Raw genomic sequence first — 24,530 nt, 5'->3', positions numbered from 1 at the left:
GTTTGCCCAGCTCAGGCGTTCATGGATGGGCGGCGAGCGGTGAGCTCCGCCTTTCGCAGCCAGTCGGTGTACCAGCCACTGAAGGTGACAGGCTTCCCGGCCTGGTCGAGGAGCGGGGCGAGGTCGGCGTCGTCGGCTCGGCAGTCGGACCAGATGGTGCCGCGGTGGGTGCCGCTGATGACCAGCCACTCCCTCTGGGCGCAGCCGAGGTGGGAAATCACGATGGCCCCGGCGGTGCGCTCAGGGGCGAACATCACGGCTTCCCAGCGTTCGTCCCACGCTTCGATGGCATCGTCGAACTCCTCGATCTCATCGAAATCCTCTTCGTCGGGACGAACAGCGAGAAGGGCGTCCAGGTCGTCGGGAGCTGGGCCGTGGTCAGGAAAGGGCTGGGCGAGCAGGGCCAGGTCGGCCAGATCCGCACCGTCTCCTTCCCAGCGCCAGCGACCTTGCACACGGCGAACAGGGAAGAGGCCGTACGCAGGCCCCGCGCCGCCCGCGCTCACGCAGGTGAGGAAGCCCCGGTAATCATCCGGCAACCGCGTGCCTATCTGCGTTTCGAGTTCGGAAAGCCCGTCATCCGTCAGGGGGTCTTCCAGAACCCATCTGTGCCCGAGCGAGCCGAACACCTCGTTGCTCGACGGATGGGCACCCAACGCGACCACACATTGGCGGACACCGCTCCACTGCTGATCAATCATGCGCAGACCGTACGCGGAGCCAGTGACAGCGGCACCAGCCAGGGGAGGAGGAGCCGCATAGAGAGAGCGGCTGTGCCGGCTTCTCACACTCACGGCGCTGAGCACCCGTCCGGATGTCTCGATCGCCTACCTCACCCTGGAACGCATCCGGTCGAGGAAGGCACCGAAGCCCGCTTCCGTCTCGGCGCAGCTGGCTACGGACCGCGCGGGCACGCGCACGCGGAGCGGCTGTGCACCCAGATCACGGCGACGGCTACGTCATCGAGAAGTCATCGGCCCGCATGGTGATCACCTACTGACAACGCCTCGCCACCTGAAGCCCAGGGCGCCTGAGGCTCACGCTCCGGCGGGGCCTCCAGCTCTACCGGGGCGGGCCTTGGGGTTCGGGGAGCGAAGGGGAACTGAGGTGTGCTGGGAAGCACCGCAAGGCGGGCCCCGTACGGGACTCCGTGGCAGGCATCCCCGCGGGCGCGGGAGCATAAGTGCGGCGACACTGCCTTACTGGTCGGCTCCGGAAATCCTTCGAGGGTTGCAGGGTCCACGACTTGATACCGAGAGCGCGTCGACGCTGGGGCCGGAGTTCCTCACCTGTCGTTGAGTGCGGCACGAGCGGCCTTCCGAGTGGCATTGCTGCAGGCGAAGACGGCAGTTCCAGTGACCGGGTGGGATTGTCCACGATCTCCGCTGAACGCACCCCCGGCTTCCTCCACGATCAGCGACAGCGGTGCGTAGTCCCAGATCTTCCCGCCCACCTGCACTGCCACGTCCAGTTCCCCTGAGGCGACCAGCAGGGCCGCATGTGCCGACCAGTCGGCCACGACCGCCTTGTCCACCAGCCTGTCGACCTGAGCCCGGTAATTCACGGGGATCATGTCAAGCGGAGGGAGAACCCCCACAGTGCACTCCGCCAGCGTGGACGGCGACCCACCGACCCGCAACGGCCGCTCACGGACCAGTTGACCGTCCTCGACGTCGGCCACGAACGCGCCCTGGCCGCGTACGGCATACCAGATCCGCCGCTGGGCGGGGACTATCGCGACTCCGACGACCACGCGGCCGTCCTCCTCCAGGGCGATCAGGGACTGCCAGCGATCGTCTCCCTGGACGAACACCAGCGTCCCGTCAATGCCGTCGAGTATCCATCGACGCCTGCCCTCTCCATGTTCTCCGGTTTCCTCCCCCAAGAAGGCGTCCTCAGGCCGCTCAGCGAGCAGGACGCGGCGCACCTCCTCTTCAACAGCGAGATCCGCCTCGGTCACAACCGACCCATCCACCTTCTGCTGCTGAGCGAGGGAACGTACACGGGCGAAGTAGCGCAGACCCACGGAGGCGCCGGCAAGAGCCGCACGCTGGGCCAGGGCAAGGTCATCAGGCATAGCGTGAATGATGCAGCATCAGCACATACGGCGGGCTGCGACCCGTAGTGATCCACTTCTCCCGATCGGCCCGTCTGCCATGCCTGTTGGTTTTGCAGCCGCCGGGGCTGGTGCAGCAACTCGCGGCCGTGGAGCAACGGCGGCGGGGCGAGGGGACTTCGAGTGCGCAGGCGGCTCGCTCTTCGTTCCTGGCAAGGTCACCGAGAGCCTCCAGACCGACGCACCCACGTACCTGGCCGAGCACCCGGACGCACTCGAGCAAGTCCGAAAGATACCGGCGAAACCGGCGGCCACTCCCTCGCCGGGACATACGGCACCTGCCGGCCCAGCCGTCACACCAAACCGTCGTTCTCCGGCTGCAGCAGCTGTTCCGTCCAGATGACCTTGCCGCCGTCGTCGGTGTAGCGGGCGCCCCAGCGTTCGGCCAGCTGGGCGACGAGGAACAGCCCCCTGCCTCCCTCGTCCATGCTGGCCGCCTGGCGCAGATGGGGTGAGGTGCTGCTGCGGTCGGACACCTCGCAGATCAGCGTCCTGTCACGGATGAGCCGTACGCGGATGGGGCCGTTGGCGTAGCGGATGGAGTTGGTGACCAGTTCGCTGAGGATCAGCTCGGTCGTGAAGGCCTCCTCGATCAGATTCCACTCGGTCAGCTTGCGGGAGACGTCGGAGCGGACCCGGGCGACCGCCGAGGGGTCCGAGGGCACGTCCCACTCGGCCACGTTCTCGGCGGCGAGGCGGAGCGTACGGCCGACGAGCAGAGCGATGTCGTCCCGGGCCCTGGCGGGCACCAGGACGCGCAGGACGGCCTCGCAGGTCTCCTCCGGTGTCCGGTCGGGGTGTCCGGACAGGGTGTCGCGCAGCATCTCCAGCCCCTCGTCGATGTCGCGTTGCCGGTCCTCGACGAGGCCGTCCGTGTAGAGGACCAGGCGGCTGTCCTCCGGAAGCTGCATGTCGAGCGTCTCGAAGGGCATTCCGCCGAGGCCGAGGGGCGGGCCGCCGGGCACGTCCGCGAACACGGCGTCGCCGTCGGGGCTGACGATCACCGGCTGGAGGTGGCCGGCCCGTGCCATGGTGCAGCGGCCGGACGCCGGGTCGTAGATCGCGTAGAGACAGGTGGCCCCGGTGACACCGCCTCCCTCGGAGCCCTCGGCCGACTCGTCCTGGTCGATGCGGGCGACCAGCTCGTCCAGGTGCCACAGCAGCTCGTCGGGGGGCAGGTCCAGGCTGGAGAAGTTGTGGACCGCCGTGCGCAGGCGTCCCATGGTCGCGGCGGCGTGGAGCCCGTGCCCCACCACGTCCCCGACCACGAGGGCGACCCGTGCGCCGGGCAGCGGGATGATGTCGAACCAGTCGCCGCCGACCCCGCCCAGCCCGCCGAGTCCGGCCTGGGCGGGGAGGTACCGGTAGGCGGCGTCGATGGCGCTCTGGTCGGGGAGCCCCTGCGGCAGCAGGCTGCGCTGCAGGGTGACCGCCACGTTGTGCTCGCGCGAGTAGCGGCGGGCGTTGTCTATGCTCACCGCGGCGCGGGCGACGAGCTCCTCCGCGACGGACAGGTCCTCGTCCTCGAACGGCTCGGGGCTCTGGGCCCGCCAGAACAGGGCGGCGCCGAGAATCACGCCCCTGGCCCGCATCGGGACGGCCATCAGCGAGTGGAATCCGCTCTCCACGATGCGCTCGGCGCGTTCCGGGTTCTGCTGCTGCCAGCCGGCGAGCCGCGCCAGGTCGGTGTCGAGGACGGCTTCGCCCCTGAGGAGACCGGCGCCGATCTCCGTGGACGGCAGGAAGCGGATCATGGAGCCCAGCGGGTGGAGTCCCGTGTCGTCCCGGGGGCCGCTGAAGGCGGAGCGGCGCAGACCGTCGGTGGTGGCGCGGACGGCCGTGGGTTCCTCGCCGCGCAGGACGCCCTCGGCGAGATCCACGGTGGCGTAGTCGGCGAACCGGGCCGTGGCGAAGTCCGCCAGCTCCTCGCACGTCCGTACGACGTCCAGGGCGGTGCCGATCTCCGTGCCCGCGTCGTAGAGGAGCTTCAGCCTGCCGCGCGCCAGGGCGGCCCTGCCCGTGAGGGCCTGGAGCTCCGTGGTGTCGCGCAGGGTCGTCACGGTGCCGGGCGGCCCGCCGTTCCGGTCCGTGGCCCGCTGGCTGACGGTCAGGAGGCGGTCGCCCACGGAATGCACCTCGTCGGTCGCACTGCGTTCCGAGGTCAGCAGCCCGGTGATTCCCTGGTCGAGCCCGAGCTCCCCGACGGATCGGCCCTCGACGTCCGGGGGAAGGCCCAGGAGCCTTCGCGCCTCGTCGTTGGCCAGCAGCAGCCGCCCGTCGCCGCCGACGATGAGCACCCCCTCCCGCACGGCGTGCAGAACGGCGTCGTGGTGCTCGTACATCCGGGTCATCTCGGTCGGGCCGAGACCGTGGGTCTGGCGTTTCAGGCGTCTGGTGACGAGCGCCGTGCCTCCCATGGTGAGCAGGAGGATCCCGCCGGCCGAGCCGAACAGTAGGGGGAACTGGCTCTCGGTGACCCCGCTGACGTTCTTGATGGTGATGCCGGCCGACACCAGGCCCACGACCTCGCCGTTCGCGCCGGTCACGGGGACCACGGCCTGGACGAGCGGGCCGATGGTGCCGTCGACCTTCTCGGTGACGACACGGCCTTCCAGGGCGGGTTCCACCGTGCCGACGAACTTCTTGCCGATCCGGTCGGGCAGCGGATGGGTGTAGCGGATGGCCTGCAGGTTCATCACGACGATGAAGTCGACCCCGGACCCCTTCCGCGCCGCCTCCGCCTTCGGCTGGAGCACGGCGGTGGGATCGGGGCTCTGCAGCGCCGCTTCCACGCCGGGGGAATTCGCGAAGGTCTCGGCCACGGCGACCGAGCGATTGCGGGCTTCGCGTTCGCTGTCGGCCCGCGACTGCAGCACGAGCGCGGCCACGGATGCAGCGACGAGCAACACCACGATCGCCACCTGCAGGAGAAAGACCTGACCAGCGAGGCTTCTCATTCGGAGAAGCGAACGCGGGCGGCCGTAGCGTCCGGCCATGTCCCCCTTTCTACACGGCTTCCCGCTTCCTCGCCGCCCGGTGGGGCCGGGAAGTGCCGCGGGCGCCGGACCGTTCGCTCGCCTACGGGCGGGCCGGGCGGCCGAAGCGCACCCGGACCCCGGGCGAGTACAGCACGCTCACCGGTTCCCCGGCAGGCGCGGGCAGTCCTGCCGCCGTCACCAGGCTGTCGTCGCACTCGAGGAGCTGTGCGCGGTGCAGGGGCCAGCGGGGGTGGGCGTTCGGCAGGTACATCGGGCGCCCGTGGAAGGTGCTGTGCATGCCCCACCGTGCGGTCAGGAAGTGTTCGAGCTCGCTGGGCTCCTCGATCCGTCCGCCGGTGCGCAGCACGATCCGGCTGTGGGCGCCCCGGGGGCCCGGGACGCGCCGCCTGGTGGTGTAGGTGAGGGTGTCGGCCTCGCGCCGGATCTCCATCCGGGACCACAAGTGGTCGTCCCGGGTGTACAGCCGGACGTTGGTCTCGGGGAAGGTGCCCAGGTACGGGATGCCGGGGAGCCGGAGCCATCCGACGCGGTGCATCCGGAAGGCGACCAGTCCGATGTAGGTGACCCCGTCCAGGGTGTCCGGCACGGTTCCGGCGGGCAGGAGCGGCGCCACGTCGCGGGGGTCGGCCGCCCAGTGCAGGAAGGCCAGGTCCAGCCAGGACTGCGTCATCAGCGGCTTCATCGCCGGGTGGGGCGGGTCGGGCGTGACGGGCTGCGGCGTACGGGGTGTGGGCGGCACCCGCACAGAATGGCAGACGGCGCTCCCGGCCCCCGGGCCGGAGTCCCGCCATGGGGGGCGCCTACTGCAGGGCGCGTACGGCGGCGGCGAACAGCGGGGGCAGCCGGTGGGCGGCGGGCACGATCAGGCCGGCGGTCCACGGGTGTCCCGCGGCGCGCAGCAGTGCTCCGGTGATCAGCCGGTGGCGTCGCGTCAGCCGCGCCCACTCGGCCGGGTACGCCTCGGGCCGCCCGGCGACGAGGCAGTCGACCGCCGCCGACGCCGTGGCCGCCGCCAGGGCGATGCCCTCGCCGGTGAGCGCGTCGACGTAACCCGCGGCGTCACCGGCCAGCAGGACCCGTCCTGCTCCCGGCGCGCTCGCGCTCCGGCGCAGCGGACCGGCGCCGCGTACGGGACCCGCCTCCAGGCCGGTGAGCCTGTGGGCCAGTGCGGGGAAGGCGGAGAGGTGCTGCTCGTGGGAGCGCCGGTGGCGGCTGAGCACGGCGACACCGACCAGCCGCTCCCCCACCGGCGTCACGTACGCCTCGCCGTGGCGCGACCAGTGGACTTCCACCAGGTCCGTCCAGGGGGCGATCCGGTAGTGCCGGCGCAGCCCGTATCTGCGGGGCGCCGGGCAGGGGCGTTCCAGGCCCAGCGCACGGCGCAGCGGCGAGTGCAGGCCGTCGGCGGCGATCAGCCAGCGGGCCGTCAGCCCCGCCGTCGTGACGCTGTCCGGCCCCTGGCGCACCTCCCCCGCCCGGCCCGCGACGACGCGTACCCCCAGCTCCTGGGCCCGCCGGTGCAGGGCGGCGTGCAGTTCGGTCCGCCGGACGCCGAGCCCGGGGTGGCCCCGGAAGGCCGCTTCCACCTGCCTGGCGCCCTCGACGTACCGGATCCCCCGGAGTTCGCGGCCGGCCGGGGTGACGCCCAGGGCGCGCAGGGCGGCCACTCCGCTGGGCATGATCCCCTCGCCGCAGGCCTTGTCCACGGGGGTCGGGCGGGGTTCGACCACAACGGCCTCCAGGCCGGCCGCGGCGGCCCGGATCGCCGCCGCCAGGCCGGCGGGCCCCCCGCCCGCCACCAGGATGTCGATCACGCGTTCGCCTCCGCTCCCGCGGGCCGGGACAGCGCGCCCTCCTCGCAGCGGATGCGTACGGTCATGAGCGCCGCGTTGAGCACGGTGAACAGGACGGCGGTCACCCAGGCGCCGTGGACCAGCGGCAGCGCGGCCCCCTCGGCGGCGACGGCCACGTAGTTCGGATGGCGGAGCCACCGGTAGGGCCCTCCGGTCACCAGGGGCAGCCCGGGAACAACGATGACCCGGGTGTTCCAGCGGCGCCCCAGGGTGCGGACGCACCACCAGCGCAGCCCTTGCGCAGCGGCCACCACGGCCACCATCGTCCAGCCGAACCAGGGCACGAACGGCCGGCCGGCCAGCGAGGTCTCGGCGAGACACGCGGCGAGCAGCGCGGTGTGCAGGGCCACCATCACCGGGTAGTGCCCGCGTCCGGCTTCGGTGCCGCCCCGGGCGAGGCTCCAGCGGGCGTTGCGCAGCGCCAGCGCGAGTTCGGCGAGGCGTTCGGCGGCGACGGCCAGCACGAGGGCCGCGTACCAGATCATGTGTTCCTCCGGACTACCAGCGCAGCAGCACCAGTTCGCAGCAGAAGCCGGGCCCCATGGCCATCAGCAGACCGGGCGTCCCGGGCTCGGGCCTCCGCCGGTCCATCGTGTCCCGCAGGACATGCAGGACCGAGGAGGACGACAGGTTGCCGACCTCGGCCAGCGAGCGCCAGGTGACGTCCAGGGCGCCCTCGGGGAGGGACAGCACATCGGTGACGGCTTCCAGGACCTTGGGACCGCCGGGGTGACACACCCAGCGGCCGATGTCCTTCGGTTTCAGCCCGTGCTGTTCCAGGAAGCCGCCGACGTCCTCGGCGAGATAGCGGCGTACGACGTCGGGGACAGCGGGGTCGAGGACGACGGTGAAGCCGGAGCCCCGGATGTCCCAGCCCATGACGTGCCCGGTGTCCGGGTAGAGGCGGCTGCGGGTGTCGACCACCTCGGGGCCGTCCGCGGGTGCCGGGTGGTCGCCGCCGACGAGGACGGCGGCCGCGGCGCCGTCGCCGAACAGGGCGGTGGCGACCAGGTTGGCGGGGCTCGCGTCCTCGCGCTGGAAGGTCAGCGAGCAGAGCTCGACCGAGAGCAGCACGGCCACCTGCCCGGGCCGGCCGAGCAGGTAGTCGTGCAGCCGCGCCACCCCGGCGGCTCCGGCGACGCAGCCGAGCCCGAAGACGGGGAGCCGCTTCACGTCGGGGCGCAGGCCGAGCCGTCCGACGAGCCGCGCGTCGACGGAGGGCGCCGCGATCCCCGTGACCGAGGTGAACATCAGCAGGTCCACGTCGGCGGGGCGCAGTCCGGCCTTGCGCAGGGCGCCGCGGACGGCTTCGGCGCCGAGGTCGACCGCCGCGCCGATGAACACGTCGTTCGCCGCCCCGAAGCCGTCCAGTTCGCCGTAGCGGTCCAGGGGCAGCACCGTGTTCCGGGTGCGCACGCCCGCGTTCGCGTGGATCCGGTCCAGTACGCGGCGGTCGGTCTCCGCGGGCAGACAGGTGCGCGCCACCATGTCGGTGACGTCACCCTGGGTGTGACGGTGCGGCGGCAGGACTCCGTGCACGGCCGCGATCCGGGTCACCCCGGCCACCGTTTCGGAATGGTCATGCCCCACATCCTGCCCATAGACCGGGGCAAATCGGCGCACATGCGACGCGCGGCTGCCGTGTTCGTGCGCCGTGGTGGCCCTACGATCGGCCCGTGGACACCTTGGACCGGCCCCCTGCGCACGCCCCGGCTCCGAGCCTGCCCCGCTCGTCGGCGGGGCTCGTGCTGTCCTGTCATCCGGGCCCGGTCGCGGCGGTGACCGGACTCGTCACCGCACTGGCCGTCAGTTCGGGCTCCGGGAACGGCCGTCGGCTGATGGTCGCGGCCGCGGTGCTGGCCGGGCAGCTCTCCGTGGGCTGGTGCAACGACGCGTACGACGCCGTCCGCGACGCCGGGGTCGCGCGGCCGGGGAAGCCGGTGGCCCGGGGCGTGGTGGGGCGGGGCACGGTGTGGGGTGCGGCGTGCACCGCGCTGTTCCTGTGCGCGGTGCTGTCGTTCGCGTGCGGTTCCGCGGCGGGTGCGGCGCATCTGGCCGGTGTCCTCGCGGCGTGGGCGTACAACCTGAGGCTCAAGGGGACGGTGCTGTCGTGGCTGCCGTACGCGATCGGCTTCGGCAGCCTTCCGTGTCTCGTCGCCCTGAGCCTGCCGGGGAGCCCGTGGCCCGCGTGGTGGGCGGTGGCGGCGGCTGCGCTGCTCGGTGTCGCGGCGCATCTGGGCGACGTGCTGCCGGACATCGAGGAGGATCTGCGGGCGGGTGTCCGTGGCCTGCCCCAGCGGCTGGGTCCGGCCCGCGTCCGGCTGCTGCTGCCCCTCCCGCTGGTGGCGGCGACCGCGGTGCTGGTCCTCGGGCCCGCGGAGCCGGCCGGACGCGGGGTCGCCGTCCTCTCCGGGGTCGCGCTCTGCGCCGTGGTGGCGGCGACGGCGTGCGCGGGTCCACGACCGGTCAGGGCCTGGCGCAAGGCGGCACTCGCGGGGACGGTGGCGGTGGCCGCGGCGGACGTGGCGCTGCTGCTGGCGCGGGGCGCGGAGATCGCCTGACGGCCCGTGCGGGCAGGGTGCCGTACGGGCCGTCGGGTGCCGTGGCCCCTACTGCCCGGCGAGACCGGTGTGCGCGATGCCGCGCACGATCTGCCGCTGGAAGAACGCGAAGACGATCAGGAGCGGCGTTCCGGCGATCACGAGCGAGGCCATGATCTGGGCGTACCGCACCCCGAAGGTCGACTGGACGTTGACGAGACCGACGGGCAGGGTCATGCCGCCCGGGTCGGTGGTCACGAGGAACGGCCAGAGGAAGTTGTTCCAGGTGGAGATGAAGGTGAAGATCGCCACGGCCGCCAGCACGGGCCTGGACAGCGGGATGACGATCGTCCAGAACACCCGCCAGCGGCCGGCGCCGTCGACGAAGGCCGCCTCCTCCAGTTCGCGTGGCACGCCCTCGAAGAACTTCACCAGGATGAACACCATGGCGGGCACGGCGACCTGGGGCAGGATCACACCCCAGTACGTGTCGACCAGGCCGAGCTGGACCATCTCCCGGAACAGCGGTGCGATGAGCACCTGCGGCGGCACCATGATCCCGGCGAGCACCAGCCCGTAGAGCAGCCGCTTGCCGCGGAAGTCGGTGCGGGTGAATCCGTACGCGGCCATCGCGCAGGTCACCACGGTCAGCAGGGTGGTCATCACGGAGATGTACGCCGAGTTCATGAGCCAGACCATCAGGTCGCCCGACTCCCAGACCTTGCTGTACGCGTCGAGGGTGACGCGCGAGCCGATCCAGGAGAGCGGCGTCCTGGTCGTGTCGCCCTCCGGCTTCAGGGAGGTGGCGACGGCCCAGGCGATCGGCAGGAGCCAGGCCGCGGTGAGGAGCAGGGCGACGACGAGCAGTACGATCCTGCCGCGCGTCCAGCGCGGGCGTCGGCCCCCGGCGTCGGCGGCCCGCCCGGACCGCGGGGCGGGGCTGGTGGTGACGGTGGTCGTACCGCTCACTTCGCGGCCTCCTCAGCTCGGCGCCGGGACAGCAGCGGCTGCACCAGGGAGACGGTCAGGATCAGGGCGAAGAAGATGTACGAGACCGCCGAGGCGTAGCCGATGCGGTAGCCCGTGAAGCCCTGCTGGTAGACGTACTGGAGGATCGGCCGGGTGGACCCGTCGGGGCCGCCGCCGGTCATGATGTAGACCTGGTCGAAGATCTTCAGCGAAGCCAGCACCTGGAGGACCACGACCAGTCCGGTGGTGCGGCGGAGCATCGGCAGGGTGATGTGCAGGAGGCGCTTCCCGGCGCCCGCCCCGTCCAGTTCGGCGGCCTCGTAGAGATGCGCCGGGATGGCCTGGAGGGCGGCGAGGTACAGCAGGAAGTTGAAGCCGACGGTCCACCAGACGGTGGTCGCCACGATGCTGAGCATGGCGTACCGCTCGTCGGTCAGCCAGCCGATCTCCGGCGTCAGCCCGACGGTGGCGAGCAGCTGGTCGGCGAGGCCGAAGCCGGACGGCAGGATCATGTTCAGGAAGAGCAGGCAGACGACCCCGGACGGCAGCAGGAACGGCGCGAACCAGCTGAGCCGCCACAGCCACTGCACCACCCGGAGCTGGTGGGCGAGCAGCGCCAGCACGAGGCCGACGACGACGAGCGGGACGGTGGACAGGACCGTGAACCAGACGGTGTTCCACAGCGAGGACCACACGTCGGGGTCGCGCACCGCCTCGGCGTAGTTGTCGAGGCCGACGAACTCCCCTCCGGAGCCGGTGATGTTCTCGCTGGTGAGGCTCATGCCGAGGCCGGATATGAGCGGCCAGATCAGGAACCCGGCGTACACGAGGAGGAAGGGCGCGATGAACACCAGGCCGTGTTCGGTCCACTTCCGGTGCACGGCGCGGGCGGGCCGGCCGGCCTTCCCTTCGGCGGGCCTCGTCACGGGTGTCGGCGCCGCCGCGGTGGTGGAGGTCATGACGCGGCTCCCGGGAGGGGGTTGCGGGTGTCGAGGAGTGTCCGCAGCCGGGCCTTCGCCTCGGTCAGGGCGTTGCGCGGGCTCCGGGAGCCGGTGAGGACCCCGGAGAACACGGCGCCGAGCTCGATCCACAGCCGGGAGGCGGAGCCGGCGAACCACGCGGGTTCGTCGAGCGCCACGTCGTCGATCACGGTGCGGTATTCGGACTGCGGCTTCAGGGCGAGGTAGGCGGGGTCGTCGAGCACCGGCAGATAGGCGGGCACGTGCCCGCCCTCGGCCCAGGCCACGGAGTGCTTCAGCATCCAGGCGACGAGGGTGTGGGCGGCCTCGTTCGGGGCGCCGCCGCGGTCCTTCTGGTGCGGCAGGACGAAGGCGTGGCAGTCGGCCTGCGTGGCCGCGGTCCCGAAGAGCGCGGGGATGCGGGTCATGGAGAACGGGAGCCCGGTGGCCTTGAAGGTGGAGATCTCCCATTCGCCGTTGAGGTGGAACGCTGTCTTCCCGCCGTTGAAGACGCCGACGGACCCCGGGTAGTCGACACGGCGCACCATCAGCCCTTCCTCGATGAGCCTGGCCAGGTACTCCAGGACCCGCAGCGCCTTGGCGTCGTCGAGCGCCAGGCGCTTGCCGTCCGCGGAGAGCACCGTGCCGCCGGTCTGCGCGTAGAAGCTGGAGAAGAGACGCCAGGGGGTGATGCAGTCGGGTCCGAGCGTCTCGGTCACCAGACCCGGCTGTCCGGTCGCCTTCTTCGCGGCGCGCAGTGCGTCGGCGAACTCCTCCGCACCGCTGATCGGCTTGAGCCTGCCGTCGGCCATGAGTCCGGCCTTCTCACAGATCTCGGTCTGGTAGTAGAGGACGAAGGGGTGGGTGTCGAGCGGGACGGCGTACTGCTTGCCGCCCACCCGGCCCCGGCGCCAGATGTCCGGCGGGAAGTCCTCCTCCTTTACGCCGTGTTCGGCCAGCAGGCCGAGGTCGAACGGGTCGAGGAGCCTGCCGGGGGCGAAGCCCGCGAGCCGGGCGAGGTGCAGGGCGGCGAGCTCGGGGGCCCGTCCGCCCGCGCCGGCCATGCCGAGCTTGGTGTAGTACGGGGCGCCCCATTGCAGGGTCGAGGCTTCCAGGGCGATGTCCGGGTGCCCGGCCCGGAAGTCGTCCAGCATTCCCTGCATGTTGACGCCGTCGCCGCCGCCGAACAGGTGCCAGTACCGCAGCAGGGTCTGCCCCGGACCCGCGGCGGTCGCGGGGGCGGCGCAGCCGGACAGGGAGCCCAGGGCTCCCGCGGCGGCCAGGGCGCCGGCACCGCCCGCGAGGGCTCGGCGCCGGCTGAGGAGAGGTGGTTGCATGGCGGCTCGTCTCGGCTCGTCTCTGAGGTGCGGGGACGCGTGAAGGGGAGGCTCACGTTCGATATTTCGACACGTGGCCGCTACTTCGGACGGGACCGTAGGCGCGGGAAAAGGCGGCGTCAATGACTCGCACTGATATTGCGAACAATGTTCGACACTACGAACAGATCCCTCTTTTCCCGCTCCCCGGGCCTCATCCAGGGACGCGCTCGTACGGGCGCGGGCGGGGAGATATCGCGGGGATGCGCACACATTCCTTACTGGGGGGTAGGCCCGCCCGGCCTCCTTGCTATACCTTCCGTCTAACAAGCGGGACGGAGGGCTGCCCGGCAGGGGCCGGCGCCGGTTCCTTGCTCACGGCTGCCGCCGTCTCCGGTCGGCGGCCCGGCATATGACGTTCCGTCACCGACATCGCACATGTGACAGCACCAGGGACAGCACTGACGAACCGAGGAGCCGCACCATGGCAAGCAGCACTGTTCGACCGGATGCAGAGGACCGGCCGCCCGAGGACCACCTCACCCGGCGGCTGCTCGAATCGGCGGCCACTCTGGCGTACGACCCGGCCACGGAGGTCGACTGGGACACGCCTCTGGACAAGGACTTCCACGGCGCGAGCCCGGAGTGGAGCACGCTGTACGGCACCGCGTACTGGGGCGAGCTGACCGAGGAGCAGCGCAAGGAACTGACGCGCCAGGAAGCCGCGTCGGTGGCCAGCACCGGCATCTGGTTCGAGATGATCCTCCAGCAGATGGTCCTGCGCGACGTCTACGCGAAGGACCCCACGAGCGCCGATGTCCAGTGGGCGCTGACCGAGATCGCCGAGGAGTGCCGGCACTCGATCATGTTCGCCCGGGGCGCGCAGAAGCTGGGCGCCCCTCCCTACCGGCCGCACCGGCTCGCGGTGGAGCTGGGGCGGGCCTTCAAGACGCTCGCGTTCGGCGAGGCGGCGTACGCGGCGATCCTCGTCGCCGAGGAGGTCCTCGACGTCATGCAGCGCGACTGGATGCGGGACGAGCGGGTCGTTCCCTTCGTCCGCACCATCAACAACATCCATGTCGTCGAGGAGTCCCGGCACATGAAGTTCGCGCGCGCGGAGACCCGCAAGCACCTCAGCGGTGCGGGCCCGGTGCGGCGGCGGATCAACGCGCTCGTCATCGCGATCGCGTCGTACGTGATCGTCACCAGCATGGTGAACAAGGGCGTCTACGCCAACGCGGGACTCGACGGGAAGCGTGCCGTCGAGGAGGCGAAGGCCAACGAGCACCACAAGTCGATGATGCGCTCCAGCTGTTCGGGCCTCATGGAGTTCCTGGCCTCGGCCCGTCTCCTCACCAAGCCCGCCCTGGTGTTCTACAAGCGTGCCCATCTGATCTGAGCGGACGACATGACCTACGCCATCACCCAGACGTGCTGCGGCGACGCCACCTGTGTCTCGGTGTGCCCCGTCAACTGCATCCACCCGACGCCGGAGGAACCGGACTTCGGCCGGACGGAGATGCTGTACATCGACCCGAAGTCCTGTATCGACTGCGGTGCCTGCGCCGACGCCTGCCCGGTGGAGGCGGTCTTCCCGGTGGACAGCCTCTCCCCCGCACAGCAGGAGTACGCCCCGCTCAACGCGGCGTACTTCGCGGACCGGGAGCCCGCCCAGGCCCCCGCGGGGCCGAACTTCCACGCGTGGGGGGAGCCGTCCTTCGAGCGCAGCCTGCCGTCGGACTTCGCGCCGCTCCGGGTCGCCGTGGTGGGCACCGGACCGGCTGGGATGTACGCCGCCGAGGACCTGCTGCTGCACACGAGCGCCGAGGTGACGCTGATCGACCGGCTGCCCGTCGCGGGCGGGCTCATCCGCTACGGTGTGGCGCCCGACCACCTGTCCACGAAGAAGGCCGGCGACACCTTCGCCAGGTTCCACCGGCATCCGAGGGTGCGCATGCACCTCGGTGTGGAGGTGGGCCGGGACATCACTCCGGAGGAGCTCTCCGCGCACCACGACGCGGTGATCTACGCCGTCGGCGCGTCGGCGGGCCGCCGGCTCGGGATTCCCGGCGAGGACCTGCCCGGCAGCATCTGCGCGACAACGTTCGTCTCCTGGTACAACGCCCACCCCGAGGTCGCCCCGGACGCCGTGGACCTGTCCACGGAGCGGGTCGTCGTGGTCGGCACCGGAAATGTGGCCCTCGACGCGGCGCGGATCCTGGTCTCGCACCCCGACGCGCTGGCCGCCGGGGACATAGCCGGCCACGCCCTGGACGCACTGCGTGCCGGGTCGGTGCGCGAGGTGGTGCTGCTGGGGCGGCGGGGGCCCGAGGACGCGGCGTACACCAGGTCCGAGCTGCTTGCGCTCAAGCACCTGCCCGGCGTGGAGCTGGTCGTCGACGACCACGATCCGAGGACCGCCGCGGCGATCGACGGCGCGGAGCCGGGCGACAGGGCCGCGCTGCTGGCGGATGTCACCCGCGAGGAGGTGGACTGGTCGCGGCCGCCCCCGGCGGGGCGCCGCATCGTGTTCCGCTTCCACTCCGCGCCGGTGGAGGCGCTCGGTGACGACGGTGTCCGCGCCGTCCGGGTCACCGGTGGCGACGACGGCCGGGAGATCCCGGCCGGACTGCTGCTGCGCGCCGTCGGCCAGCGTGGACTGCCGGTCACCGGGCTGCCGTTCGACGAGGCGACGGGCACCGTCCCGCACGAGGGCGGACGGGTGGCGGGCCTGCCGGGGACGTATGTCGTGGGGTGGATCAAGCGCGGCCCCTCGGGCGGCATCGGGGCCAACCGGACGTGCGCCGCCGAGACCGTGGGCACGCTGCTCGACGATGCAGTCGGCGGCACGCTGCCCGTGCCGGAGCAGGGGGCGAAGGCGTTCCAGCGCCTGGTGCGGCGCCGTAACCGGCGGGTCGTGGACGCCCGCGGGCTGGCGGAGATCGAGCGAGCCGAACTGGCCCTGGGGCGCCGCGACGGCCGCCCCAGGGTCAAGCTGGCGACGCTTCCCGAGCTGGTGGCGGCGGCGAGGGGCGGCCGTCGGCGGATCCCCGGCTGACTCTCCGGCCCGGCCCGCCGGCAGCACCGGCGGGCCGGGCGACGGGGGCCGGGGAGGGCCGGGGCCTAGAGAGGAGCGCCGACCTCGCCGACGGCGTCCTGGGGCCGGCCGGGGGCGTCCTTCGGTGTGCGCTCCACGACCGAGTCGAGGATCTCGCCGACCCTGACCGCGGTGTTCGACAGCAGGGACGACGTGATGCCGTGGGTGTGCTCGGTGCCTCCCTGGAGATAGATCCCGCACCGCAGTCCGGGATCGGTCGCGACCCGGTAGTCGCGCTCGACGCGGACCCGCCCCTGGTCGTCGCGCAGGCAGTGCCCCTCGACGTCTCCGAGGAGACCGAGGGCGTCGGCGGGCAGATAGCCGGTGGCGTAGACGACCACATCGGCGTCGAGGGTCGTACGGTCGCCGGTGACCAGCGACTCGACGGTGGTGTGGACCGTGTCCGGCGTCTCGACGGCGTCGACGACCCTGGAGACGTTGAGGAAGCGCAGCCGCTCGGTCCCGAGGACCTTCTCCTGGTAGGTCATGCGGTACAGATCGTCGATGAGGTCGATGTCGACCACGGCGTAGTTGGTGTTGCCGTGATAGTCCATCAGTCTGCGCTTGGTCTCGTCCGGGGCCGTGAAGTACTCGTCGACCGCGCCCGGGTCGAAGATCCGGTTGGCGAACCCGCTGTCGTCGGCGGGACTGTAGCCGTAGCGGGAGAAGACCGCGCAGACCTCGGCCTCCGGGAAGCGGCGGTGCAGGTACGCCACGTTCTCGGCCGCGCTCTGACCGGCGCCGACCACGACGAAGCGGGACGGCGGCTCGGCCGTGTCCAGGCCGTCCACCCGGGCCAGCAGGTCGGACGTGTGCCAGATCCGGTCCGTGCGCTTGACGCCGTCGGGCATCTGCGGCCGCAGGCCTGTGCCGATCACGAGGTTGCGGGCCCGGTGGACCACGACCTCCGACCCCGAGCGGGCGGTCACGTCGACGTACTCCACGACACCGTCGCGCTCGACGGGCCGGACGTCGATGACCTCGTGCCCGTAGGACACCATGTCGTCCACCTTGGCGGCGGCCCACTCGAAGTAGTCGTGGAACTCGACGCGCAGCGGGAAGAGGCTCTTGCCGTTCACGAAGTCGACCAGCCGGCCCTGGCTCTGCAGGTAGCAGAGGAAGCTGAACTCGCTCGACGGGTTCCGCAGCGTCACCAGGTCCTTGAGGAAGGACACCTGCATCGTGGCGTCGTCGATCAGCATCCCGCGGTGCCAGCCGAACCGCGGCTGGCTCTCGAAGAAGTGAGCGGTGACGGCCTCCTGCCTGCCGACGCGCGAGTTGCGCTCCGTGAGCGCGATCGCCATGGCCACATTGGACGGTCCGAAACCGATTCCTATGAGGTCGTGGACCGGTGGTGCATCGTCAGGTGAAGCCTGTGACATGTCACTCCCATCGTGCGGGGGGCCGCTTGGCGGACGCGGGGAAAGCGGAAAAGAGCACACCGACTGAGCGGCAGCCGGGGTGGAACTTAGGTAAAGCTAACCTCATCACCGCGCCCTGTCGACAGGACAAATCGGGTGGGTTCCGGATGAGCCACCGTCAATTGACCTTGAGGCAATAGGCATTGCATAGTTAGGTTAGGCTTGCTTTACTAAGCTTTCTCACATTGTCGTTCCGAGGAGGAACCTGTGCGCGTCGTCATGTTCGGCTATCAGACGTGGGGGCACCGCACCCTGCGCGCTCTTCTGGACTCCGCGCATGACGTGGTGATGGTCGTCACGCATCCCAGGAGCGAGCACGCCTACGAGAAGATCTGGAGCGACTCGGTCGCCGACCTCGCCGAGGAGAACGGCGTGCCCGTCCTGATCCGCAACCGGCCCGACGACGAGGAGCTGTTCACCCGTCTCAAGGAGGCGGAGCCGGACATCATCGTGGCCAACAACTGGCGTACGTGGATCCCGCCGCACATCTACGGGCTCCCCCGGCACGGCACGCTGAACGTGCACGATTCGCTGCTCCCGAAGTACGCGGGCTTCTCGCCCCTGATCTGGGCGCTGATCAACGGCGAGCGCGAGGTCGGTGTGACCGCGCACATGATGGACGCCGAACTCGACGCCGGCGACATCGTGATGCAGCGCGCCGTGGAGGTCGGCCCCTCCGACACGGCCACGGACCTGTTCCACAAGACCGTCGACCTCATCGCCCCCGTCACGACGGAGGCGCTCGACCTCATCGCCTCCGGGCGTACGGACTTCACCCCGCAGGACCGGTCCCAGGCCACGTTCTTCCACAAGCGTGCCGCCGAGGACATCCGCATCGACTGGAACTGGCCGGCCGAGGACCTCGAACGTCTCGTGCGCGCCCAGTCCGCCCCGTACCCCAGCGCGTTCACCCACCACAGGGGCGCGCGTCTGGAGATCGTGACGGCGGTCGTGTCCGAGGGCCGTTACGGCGGCACCCCTGGAAGGATCTTCTACCGTGAGGGCGACGGCGTGGTGATCGTCGCCGGGGCGGACGCCCGTACCGGCCGCAACCGCGGTCTGGCCGTCACCCGGGTGCGTACGGAGGACGGCACGGAGCTGCCCGCTGCCGAGTACTTCACCTCGATGGGCGGCTACCTCACCGGCCGGCCCTGACCTCCGGGTCCCCTCCCGGCCGTCGCCACGTTAGGAAGAACCATGCACCAGCCGAGCTCTCCGGGGACGGCGGCCGCCCCCCGGGCCGCGGGCGTGACGCCGCCGAGTGTGCTGAGCCTCAACGCCTATCTCATGTACGCGACGGGCAAGGCCGCACGCCGCAGGCTCACCGACGCGCTGACGGCCCACGGGCTGCGGCTGTGGCACCTGACCATCCTGGCCATGCTGGACGAGGCCGGCCGGCTGTCCAAGGGTGATCTCGCCTCGCGGCTGGACATGAACCAGAGCGATCTGACCAGAACCGTGACCGACCTGGACGCGGCCGGCTACGTCGTGTGTGCCCGCGATTCCTCGGACCGCCGCCGCATCGAGGTCTCCCTGACACCGTCGGGCAGGGGCGCGCTGGCACGGCTCAACGCCGATGTCTTCGGCACCGAGGCGGATCTCCTCGCCCCGCTGGCCCCCGAGGAGCGCGAGCTGTTCGCCTCCCTGCTGCGCCGGGTCCACACCCACCTGGAACGGGACAGGTCGGTCACCGGGCTCACCGGCGGGTTATCCGGTCCTGATCTGCGGCTCGCCGCGGATCAGGACCTGCGACCCGCCCCGTGAGTTCCGCGAGGCGTCCGGCGTCCTCCGTGCCGGGCTCGGCCGTGTAGAGCATGATGCGCAGGTCACTGCCCGCCACGGTGAGGACGTCGCAGTCCAGGGTCACGGGGCCGACGTCCGGGTGGTCGATGGTCTTGCGCGCCGCCTCGTGCCGGCCGGACGCGCCGGAGTCCCACAGTCCGGCGAACCGGGCGCTGTGCTCGTACAGCTCGGCGACCAGGCGCTTCAGCGGCTCGTCGGCCGGATAGCGGACGGCGGCCGTGCGCAGGTCCGCGACCAGGGCCGCCTCGAACCTCGCGCGGGACTCCGGTGTGTGGCGCACACGGCCGGGCGGGCCGACGAGGTTGCGCCAGACCCCGTTGCGCTCGGTGCCGCGCCACCCGGAGGGGTCGCCCATCAGCGCCCCGTACGAGGGATTGGCGAGGAGCAGGTTCCACGTCGCGTCGTACACCGCGACCGGGTTCACGGCCAGCCGGTCGAGCATCCGGTGGACGCTCGGCGGGATGTGGGCGGGCACGGTGTCAGGGCCGGGCATGGCCAGCCCGGCCAGCTGGAACAGCTGGGCGCGTTCCTCTCCCGGCATACGCAGCGCCCGGGCCAGGGCTTCGACGACCTGTGCCGAGGGGTGGGAGGCGCGGCCCTGTTCGAGGCGGGTGACGTAGTCGACGGAGATCCCGGCCAGCAGCGCCAGCTCCTCGCGGCGCAGCCCGGCCGCGCGCCGTCGCCCTCCGGCGGGCAGTCCCGCGTCCGCGGGTGCCACCCTGTCGCGCCGGCGGCGCACCGCCCTGCCGAATTCCGCCGTCGCCATGCCACCAGTGTGCCCCGGCCGGAGCCGGTCGTCCTGGTACCGGTGGTCCCAGGAAAAGCAGGTCACTGGCCGGGCCGTCGGCGCGGCGGGAGTCTGGACGCATGACCACCACACTGATCACCGGAGCGAACAAGGGTCTCGGCTTCGAGACCGCCCGCAGGCTCGTCGAGGCGGGACACACCGTGTACGTCGGCAGCCGGGACGCCGAGCGGGGGCGGCGGGCCGCCGAGCGGCTCGGGGCACACATGATCCACATCGATGTCACCGACGAGGAGTCCGTCGCCGCGGCGGCGAAGACCGTCGAGGCCCGGGGCAGGCTCGACGTACTGATCAACAACGCCGGTGTCGAAGGCACGGTCGTCGGCGCCGGGGAGACGACCGTGGACACGCTGCGGCCCCTGTTCGAGACGAACGTCTACGGTCCGGTGCGCGTCACCCATGCGTTCCTGCCGCTGCTGCGGCGCTCACCCGCGCCGGTCGTGGTGAACGTGAGCAGCGGCCTGGCCTCGCTGGCCCTGGTGAGCGCACCGGACACGCCGACCCATGCGTACCCGGGTGTCGCCTACCCGGCGTCCAAGACCGCGCTCAACATGATCACCGTGCAGTACGCGAAGGCCTTCCCGGACATCCGGATCAATGCGGTGGAGCCCGGATTCACCGCCACGGACCTGAACGGGCACCGGGGCACGCAGACCGTGGAGGAGGGGGCCGAGATCATCGTCCGTATGGCTCAGGTGGGCCCGGACGGCCCGACCGGTGGCTACGTCGACGCCTCGGGCCCGCTCCCCTGGTGAACGCCCCCACGCGGTGCGTCCCTCAGGCTCCCGCCGCCGACTGGGCCTCGGCCGCCGCGCGGTAGAGCCGGCGCAGCCGCACCACGCCCAGGTCGTGCTGGTAGAGGTTCTCCCGCTGGTCGGCGTCGGCCGGCATGGCCTCCAGCATGACGCGGTCCTGCTCCAGGACGTCCCAGTGGCGCTGTTCGATCAGCGTCCGGTACAGGAAGCGCCAGGACGCGCGCTGCCAGTCCTGGACCCGGCGGTAGCGCCAGAAGAAGACGCCGCTGCGCTGTTCGTCGACCGGGCAGACCATGCCGACGATGCCGAACGGGCCACCGGGGCCGGCCGACGGCGGGTAGGGGATGGAGAGGTCGACCCAGTCCACACCGGTGCGGCAGAGCTCCACCCAGTCGAAGTTGACGCCGCGCTGGTCGGTCTTCTCGAAGAAGTAGCCGCGTGCGGTCTCCCGGATGCGGAACTTGGCCGTGGTGTCACCGTCGAACATGGTGTGCGAGTCGTGGTGCAGGAACGCGCCGTGCATGGGGTCGAGCAGGTTCTCCACGGCGTAGCGCCAGGGCGCGTTCCATTCCGCGTAGCAGAGGAAGGCGTCCACGTCGGGGTCGGTCAGCGGCTCCGGCAGGGTCAGCTCGGCCGGCTCGGGGTGCTCCTCGTCGCCGAAGTAGGCGAGGATCGCGCCGGCGACCTCGCGGACCGGCAGGGAGGTCACCAGCCGCTTGCCCTCCAGGCTGCAGCCGGGCAGCCCGGGGACGGAGGAGACGGTGCCGTCGGACTCGACCTCGACCCCGTGGTACCAGCAGGCGACCCGGTCGCCGAGGTGTTTGCCGAGCGACAGCGGTGCGCCGCGGTGCGGGCAGCGGTCGGCGAGCATCGACAGGACCCCGTCGGAGCGCCGGAAGAGGAGCCACTGCTCGCCGAGCGCGGTCACCTTGCGCATGGCGCCGGGGGCCACGAAGTGCGAGGGGACGACCGCGTGCCACTGGTTGCGCAGACCGGTGGCGTAGATGTGGTCCGCGGTGGCGGAGGACGACAGCGTCATGGTCAGGCTCCCAGTCGGTTCATCTCGGCGCGGAAGGATTCCTCGGTCCACGGGGCGCCGTCGGCGGCGTGGACCTGGCGGGCGTTGAGCCCGCGCACGACGTCGGCGAGCTCGTGGCCCTCGCGGGTGAAGACCTCTTCGAGGGTGGCGGCGAGTTTGTACTCGTACGGGGTGGGCTCGTGGCTCCGGGACTGGTGGATGTCCAGGTAGGGCCAGGTGTCGTTCACGGTGTCTCCTGAAAGTGCGGGGGGAGGTGTCAGAGGTCGAGGACGAGCCGGCCGGAGGCGCACCGCGAGACGCAGATCATCATCGAGGCGCCCGCGGCCCGTTCGGCCTCGCTGAGCAGGAAGTCGCGGTGGTCCGGGGTGCCTTCGACGACCCGGGTCTCGCAGGAGCCGCAGATTCCGTCGCGGCACGAGTTGTTGACGGTCAGCCCGGCGCTCTCGGCGGCTTCCAGGACGGAGGTCCCGGCACCGACGGTGAGGGTCACCCCCGAGGTGCGGCACTCGACCTCGAACGCCTCGTCGTCGCCGCTGCGCTCCACGGTCGGTGCGGCGAACCGCTCCAGGCGCAGCCGGTCCTCGGGGCAGCGCTGTTCGACGGCCGCGAGCAGTGGTTCGGGTCCGCAGGAGTACACGAGCGTGCCGGCGGGCACTTCGGCGAGCACGGAGTCCAGGTCGATGTGGCCGTGTTCGTCCTGCGGGACGAGCGTGACGTCACCGCCGAGCGCGTCGAGTTCGCCGGTGAACGCCATGGAGGCCCGGCTCCTGCCGCCGTAGACCATGCGCCATCCGGCTCCCCGGCGGGCCGCCTCCCGGGCCATGGCCAGCAGCGGTGTGATCCCGATGCCTCCGGCGACGAACACGTACGACGGGGCGTCCTCCAGCACGAAGTGGTTACGCGGCTCGGAGACCGTGATCTGCTGGCCGGGCCGCAGCTGGGTGTGCACGAAGCGCGAACCGCCGCGCGAGGCGGGCTCGTTGAGCACGCCGATGCGGTAGACGTCCGGGGTGCCCGGGTCGCCGCACAGGCTGTACTGACGGACCTGGCCACCGGCGTGGACATCGAGGTGCGCGCCGGGGGTCCAGGCGGGCAGGGGCTTGCCGTCGGGGTGGGTCAGCTCGACGGACAGGACGCCCTCGGCCTCCCAGGTCATACGGCGGACGGTCAGCCGCAGCGAATCCTCGGTCATGGTCTGTTGCCTCCTTACCGGCAGTTCGGGCGTCCGGGCTACTGGCCCGGAATCCTCACGGGCGGGGTGAACGGGTTCTTCATCGGGCCGAGGGCTTCCAGGTCGACCTCGACGAGGGTGGGGCCCTGGGAGGCGATGGCCTCGCTGAGCACCGGTCCCGCGTGTTCCTCGGCGGATATGCGGGCGTACGGCAGGCCGCAGGCGCGGGCCAGCAGGCCGAAGTCGGGGGTGGTCAGATCGACCCCTGAGCGGCGCTCGCTGTGGTGGTCCTGCATGTTGCGCAGGACTCCGTAGCCGCCGTCGTTGAAGACGATCAGGGTCAGGCGGGGCCGCTCCTGGGCGAGGGTGAGGAGCTCGCCCAGGTGGACGGCGAGGCCGCCGTCGCCCGCGATCACGACGGTGGGCGCGTCGGGCCGGGCGAGCGCCGCGCCGATGCCCATGCCGAGGCCCTGCCCGATGCCTCCGCCGCGCGGGAAGACGTTGTCCTTGGGGTCGTACACCTCCAGGAGCCGGTTGCCCCAGCTGCTGGAGGGGATGGTGACGTCGCGTGCGACGACGGCCTCGCGGGGCAGGGCGGCCCGGATCGCGTCGCAGATGGCGGCCTGCGGTCCGATGTTGTCGTGCAGGATCGCGCGCACCTCGGTGCGTACGGCCCCGACGCGTTCCGTCCAGCCGGGTTCGGCGGTTCCGGCGTGCGGCAGGAGGGCGGTGAGGGTGTCGGCGGCGTCCCCGTGCAGCGCGTGGGTGGCCGGGTACACCCGGCCGAGGGCGGCTGCGTCGAGGTCGATCTGGATGTGCGCCCCGGGGAGTTCCAGGGTGTAGTCGGCGGTCTCGTTCGACCGGAAGTGGGTGCCGACGGTCAGCAGGACGTCCGCGTCGGCGAGCAGGGCGCGCACCGCGGGGGTGGTGGCGAAGTTCCCGATGACCTGCTCGTGGTCCTCGGGGACGCTGCCGCGGCCCGAGTTCGAGGTGATCAGTCCGGCGCCGGTCGCCTCCAGCAGCCGGGCCAGTTCGCCCCGGGCGGTGTTCGCGCCGCCGCCGGCCCAGACGAGCGGGCGGCGGGCCGAGGCCAGGAGGGCTCCCGCGGCGGCGAGTTCACCCTCCGTGGGGGCCACCGGGGCGGGCTCCTCGTACTCGGCGGGTTCGTCGGTCTGCGCGGCGTACTGGAGGTCGATCGGCCACTCCACGCTGGCGGGGCCGCCGGGCGCGGTCAGCGCCGAGCGGGCCGCCTCGCGCAGGATCCGGCCCGCCTGGGCGGCGTCCGGCACGCTCGCGGCGTAAGCGGAGACGGCCCGGAGCATGCCGATCTGGTCCTTGGTCTCGTGGATGAACCCCCGTCCGCTGCCCAGGAATTCGCTCTCCACCTGGCCGGTGACGTGCAGCACGGAGCTGCCCGCGCTGAGCGCCTCGATCAGCGATCCGGCGGCGTTGCCCGCGCCGGTGCCGGTCGAGGTGAGGGCGCAGCCGAGGGTGCCCCGGGCGCGGCCGTAGGCGTCGGCGGCGTTGACGGCGGACGCCTCGTGCCGCACGGGGACGAACCGCAGTTCGCGGTCGACGGCCTCGACGAGCGGCAGGTTGTGGACGCTGACGATGCCGAAGACGGTGTCGATGCCGAGTTCGCGCAGGACGGTGACGAGGAGATCGCCTCCGTTGTCGTGACGCATGG

Annotated in this window: 22 protein-coding genes; 6 read left to right on the top strand and 16 right to left on the bottom strand. The window is 71.6% G+C overall.

The window, feature by feature from the left end; genetic code table 11:
• Positions 1 to 11 precede the first annotated feature (11 nt).
• The 7 genes from ACIRD8_RS05640 to ACIRD8_RS05610 form a co-directional block, all read right to left on the bottom strand.
• Positions 12 to 701 (bottom strand): SMI1/KNR4 family protein, encoded by a 690-nt coding sequence (locus ACIRD8_RS05640; RefSeq protein ID WP_403986525.1) that lies wholly within the window; start codon positions 699 to 701, stop codon positions 12 to 14.
• Between the two features lie 584 nt (positions 702 to 1,285).
• Positions 1,286 to 2,077 (bottom strand): inositol monophosphatase family protein, encoded by a 792-nt coding sequence (locus ACIRD8_RS05635; protein WP_403986522.1) that lies wholly within the window; start codon positions 2,075 to 2,077, stop codon positions 1,286 to 1,288.
• Positions 2,078 to 2,409: 332 nt separating this feature from the next.
• Entirely contained in the window at positions 2,410 to 5,112 is a 2,703-nt protein-coding gene (locus tag ACIRD8_RS05630; RefSeq protein ID WP_403986519.1) for a SpoIIE family protein phosphatase, read from the bottom strand.
• Between the two features lie 82 nt (positions 5,113 to 5,194).
• Complete coding sequence (locus tag ACIRD8_RS05625) at positions 5,195 to 5,854, bottom strand: YqjF family protein (RefSeq protein WP_403986516.1); 660 nt, start codon at positions 5,852 to 5,854, stop codon at positions 5,195 to 5,197.
• 61 nt (positions 5,855 to 5,915) lie between these two features.
• Positions 5,916 to 6,929: an NAD(P)/FAD-dependent oxidoreductase gene (locus ACIRD8_RS05620; RefSeq protein ID WP_403986514.1), complete on the bottom strand. Its 1,014-nt coding sequence runs from the start codon at positions 6,927 to 6,929 to the stop codon at positions 5,916 to 5,918.
• Entirely contained in the window at positions 6,926 to 7,453 is a 528-nt protein-coding gene (locus ACIRD8_RS05615) for an isoprenylcysteine carboxyl methyltransferase family protein (protein WP_403986511.1), read from the bottom strand. Before ACIRD8_RS05615 ends, ACIRD8_RS05620 begins: the two co-directional genes overlap by 4 nt.
• 13 nt (positions 7,454 to 7,466) lie before the next feature.
• Entirely contained in the window at positions 7,467 to 8,558 is a 1,092-nt protein-coding gene (locus ACIRD8_RS05610) for a type III polyketide synthase (RefSeq protein WP_403986508.1), read from the bottom strand.
• Positions 8,559 to 8,644: 86 nt separating this feature from the next.
• Here ACIRD8_RS05610 and ACIRD8_RS05605 point away from each other — a divergent pair, with 86 nt between their 5' ends.
• Positions 8,645 to 9,529 (top strand): UbiA family prenyltransferase, encoded by an 885-nt coding sequence (locus tag ACIRD8_RS05605; RefSeq protein WP_403986505.1) that lies wholly within the window; start codon positions 8,645 to 8,647, stop codon positions 9,527 to 9,529.
• Between the two features lie 48 nt (positions 9,530 to 9,577).
• On the opposite strand, the gene ACIRD8_RS05600 is transcribed toward ACIRD8_RS05605, so the two are convergent.
• From ACIRD8_RS05600 to ACIRD8_RS05590, 3 genes are read right to left on the bottom strand one after another with little or no spacing between them, the layout of a single operon-like run.
• On the bottom strand, positions 9,578 to 10,477 hold the full coding sequence (locus tag ACIRD8_RS05600) for a carbohydrate ABC transporter permease (RefSeq protein WP_403986502.1): 900 nt from the start codon (positions 10,475 to 10,477) through the stop codon (positions 9,578 to 9,580).
• Positions 10,474 to 11,436: a carbohydrate ABC transporter permease gene (locus tag ACIRD8_RS05595; RefSeq protein WP_403986499.1), complete on the bottom strand. Its 963-nt coding sequence runs from the start codon at positions 11,434 to 11,436 to the stop codon at positions 10,474 to 10,476. Before ACIRD8_RS05595 ends, ACIRD8_RS05600 begins: the two co-directional genes overlap by 4 nt.
• The gene (locus tag ACIRD8_RS05590; protein WP_403986496.1) at positions 11,433 to 12,773 is read right to left on the bottom strand and encodes an extracellular solute-binding protein; all 1,341 of its coding nucleotides are present in this window, start codon (positions 12,771 to 12,773) and stop codon (positions 11,433 to 11,435) included. Before ACIRD8_RS05590 ends, ACIRD8_RS05595 begins: the two co-directional genes overlap by 4 nt.
• A 463-nt stretch (positions 12,774 to 13,236) precedes the next feature.
• Between ACIRD8_RS05590 and ACIRD8_RS05585 the strand changes: the two genes are divergently transcribed.
• Positions 13,237 to 14,151: a diiron oxygenase gene (locus tag ACIRD8_RS05585; RefSeq protein ID WP_403986493.1), complete on the top strand. Its 915-nt coding sequence runs from the start codon at positions 13,237 to 13,239 to the stop codon at positions 14,149 to 14,151.
• 9 nt (positions 14,152 to 14,160) lie between these two features.
• Entirely contained in the window at positions 14,161 to 15,810 is a 1,650-nt protein-coding gene (locus ACIRD8_RS05580) for an FAD-dependent oxidoreductase (RefSeq protein ID WP_403986490.1), read from the top strand.
• Between the two features lie 65 nt (positions 15,811 to 15,875).
• On the opposite strand, the gene ACIRD8_RS05575 is transcribed toward ACIRD8_RS05580, so the two are convergent.
• The gene (locus ACIRD8_RS05575) at positions 15,876 to 17,231 is read right to left on the bottom strand and encodes a lysine N(6)-hydroxylase/L-ornithine N(5)-oxygenase family protein (RefSeq protein WP_403986488.1); all 1,356 of its coding nucleotides are present in this window, start codon (positions 17,229 to 17,231) and stop codon (positions 15,876 to 15,878) included.
• A gap of 246 nt (positions 17,232 to 17,477) precedes the next feature.
• Here ACIRD8_RS05575 and ACIRD8_RS05570 point away from each other — a divergent pair, with 246 nt between their 5' ends.
• Complete coding sequence (locus ACIRD8_RS05570) at positions 17,478 to 18,425, top strand: methionyl-tRNA formyltransferase (RefSeq protein ID WP_403986485.1); 948 nt, start codon at positions 17,478 to 17,480, stop codon at positions 18,423 to 18,425.
• A gap of 42 nt (positions 18,426 to 18,467) precedes the next feature.
• Positions 18,468 to 19,034, top strand: coding sequence for a MarR family winged helix-turn-helix transcriptional regulator (locus ACIRD8_RS05565; protein WP_403986482.1), 567 nt, complete (start codon positions 18,468 to 18,470; stop codon positions 19,032 to 19,034).
• On the opposite strand, the gene ACIRD8_RS05560 is transcribed toward ACIRD8_RS05565, so the two are convergent.
• A complete protein-coding gene (locus ACIRD8_RS05560; RefSeq protein ID WP_403986479.1) occupies positions 18,967 to 19,839 on the bottom strand; it encodes a helix-turn-helix transcriptional regulator in 873 nt (290 codons plus the stop codon). The genes ACIRD8_RS05565 and ACIRD8_RS05560 overlap by 68 nt on opposite strands.
• A 101-nt stretch (positions 19,840 to 19,940) precedes the next feature.
• On the opposite strand from ACIRD8_RS05560, the gene ACIRD8_RS05555 reads away from it, so the two are divergent.
• The gene (locus ACIRD8_RS05555) at positions 19,941 to 20,633 is read left to right on the top strand and encodes an SDR family oxidoreductase (RefSeq protein ID WP_403986476.1); all 693 of its coding nucleotides are present in this window, start codon (positions 19,941 to 19,943) and stop codon (positions 20,631 to 20,633) included.
• 22 nt (positions 20,634 to 20,655) lie between these two features.
• On the opposite strand, the gene ACIRD8_RS05550 is transcribed toward ACIRD8_RS05555, so the two are convergent.
• From ACIRD8_RS05550 to ACIRD8_RS05535, 4 genes are read right to left on the bottom strand one after another with little or no spacing between them, the layout of a single operon-like run.
• Positions 20,656 to 21,672 (bottom strand): Rieske 2Fe-2S domain-containing protein, encoded by a 1,017-nt coding sequence (locus tag ACIRD8_RS05550; RefSeq protein ID WP_403986473.1) that lies wholly within the window; start codon positions 21,670 to 21,672, stop codon positions 20,656 to 20,658.
• A gap of 2 nt (positions 21,673 to 21,674) precedes the next feature.
• Positions 21,675 to 21,899: a recombinase-like helix-turn-helix domain-containing protein gene (locus ACIRD8_RS05545; RefSeq protein WP_403986471.1), complete on the bottom strand. Its 225-nt coding sequence runs from the start codon at positions 21,897 to 21,899 to the stop codon at positions 21,675 to 21,677.
• A gap of 29 nt (positions 21,900 to 21,928) precedes the next feature.
• Complete coding sequence (locus tag ACIRD8_RS05540; protein ID WP_403986468.1) at positions 21,929 to 22,864, bottom strand: PDR/VanB family oxidoreductase; 936 nt, start codon at positions 22,862 to 22,864, stop codon at positions 21,929 to 21,931.
• Between the two features lie 38 nt (positions 22,865 to 22,902).
• The gene (locus ACIRD8_RS05535) at positions 22,903 to 24,528 is read right to left on the bottom strand and encodes a thiamine pyrophosphate-binding protein (protein WP_403986465.1); all 1,626 of its coding nucleotides are present in this window, start codon (positions 24,526 to 24,528) and stop codon (positions 22,903 to 22,905) included.
• Between the last annotated feature and the right edge of the window lie 2 nt (positions 24,529 to 24,530).

This window comes from Streptomyces sp. NPDC102451 (assembly GCF_044765485.1).
Lineage (GTDB): Bacteria > Actinomycetota > Actinomycetes > Streptomycetales > Streptomycetaceae > Streptomyces.
Note: the sequence above shows the minus strand (reverse complement) of the source record. Positions and strands in the feature narration are given on the sequence as shown.

What these genes read in the sequence shown, in the direction of transcription:
- ACIRD8_RS05550 (WP_403986473.1), bottom strand. Translation starts at nt 21,672, where the DNA reads ATGACGCTGTCGTCCTCCGCCACCGCGGACCACATCTACGCCACCGGT.
- ACIRD8_RS05590 (WP_403986496.1), bottom strand. Translation starts at nt 12,773, where the DNA reads ATGCAACCACCTCTCCTCAGCCGGCGCCGAGCCCTCGCGGGCGGTGCC.
- ACIRD8_RS05560 (WP_403986479.1), bottom strand. Translation starts at nt 19,839, where the DNA reads ATGGCGACGGCGGAATTCGGCAGGGCGGTGCGCCGCCGGCGCGACAGG.
- ACIRD8_RS05565 (WP_403986482.1), top strand. Translation starts at nt 18,468, where the DNA reads ATGCACCAGCCGAGCTCTCCGGGGACGGCGGCCGCCCCCCGGGCCGCG.
- ACIRD8_RS05555 (WP_403986476.1), top strand. Translation starts at nt 19,941, where the DNA reads ATGACCACCACACTGATCACCGGAGCGAACAAGGGTCTCGGCTTCGAG.
- ACIRD8_RS05535 (WP_403986465.1), bottom strand. Translation starts at nt 24,528, where the DNA reads ATGCGTCACGACAACGGAGGCGATCTCCTCGTCACCGTCCTGCGCGAA.
- ACIRD8_RS05615 (WP_403986511.1), bottom strand. Translation starts at nt 7,453, where the DNA reads ATGATCTGGTACGCGGCCCTCGTGCTGGCCGTCGCCGCCGAACGCCTC.
- ACIRD8_RS05585 (WP_403986493.1), top strand. Translation starts at nt 13,237, where the DNA reads ATGGCAAGCAGCACTGTTCGACCGGATGCAGAGGACCGGCCGCCCGAG.
- ACIRD8_RS05540 (WP_403986468.1), bottom strand. Translation starts at nt 22,864, where the DNA reads ATGACCGAGGATTCGCTGCGGCTGACCGTCCGCCGTATGACCTGGGAG.
- ACIRD8_RS05635 (WP_403986522.1), bottom strand. Translation starts at nt 2,077, where the DNA reads ATGCCTGATGACCTTGCCCTGGCCCAGCGTGCGGCTCTTGCCGGCGCC.
- ACIRD8_RS05575 (WP_403986488.1), bottom strand. Translation starts at nt 17,231, where the DNA reads ATGTCACAGGCTTCACCTGACGATGCACCACCGGTCCACGACCTCATA.
- ACIRD8_RS05580 (WP_403986490.1), top strand. Translation starts at nt 14,161, where the DNA reads ATGACCTACGCCATCACCCAGACGTGCTGCGGCGACGCCACCTGTGTC.
- ACIRD8_RS05630 (WP_403986519.1), bottom strand. Translation starts at nt 5,112, where the DNA reads ATGGCCGGACGCTACGGCCGCCCGCGTTCGCTTCTCCGAATGAGAAGC.
- ACIRD8_RS05595 (WP_403986499.1), bottom strand. Translation starts at nt 11,436, where the DNA reads ATGACCTCCACCACCGCGGCGGCGCCGACACCCGTGACGAGGCCCGCC.
- ACIRD8_RS05640 (WP_403986525.1), bottom strand. Translation starts at nt 701, where the DNA reads ATGATTGATCAGCAGTGGAGCGGTGTCCGCCAATGTGTGGTCGCGTTG.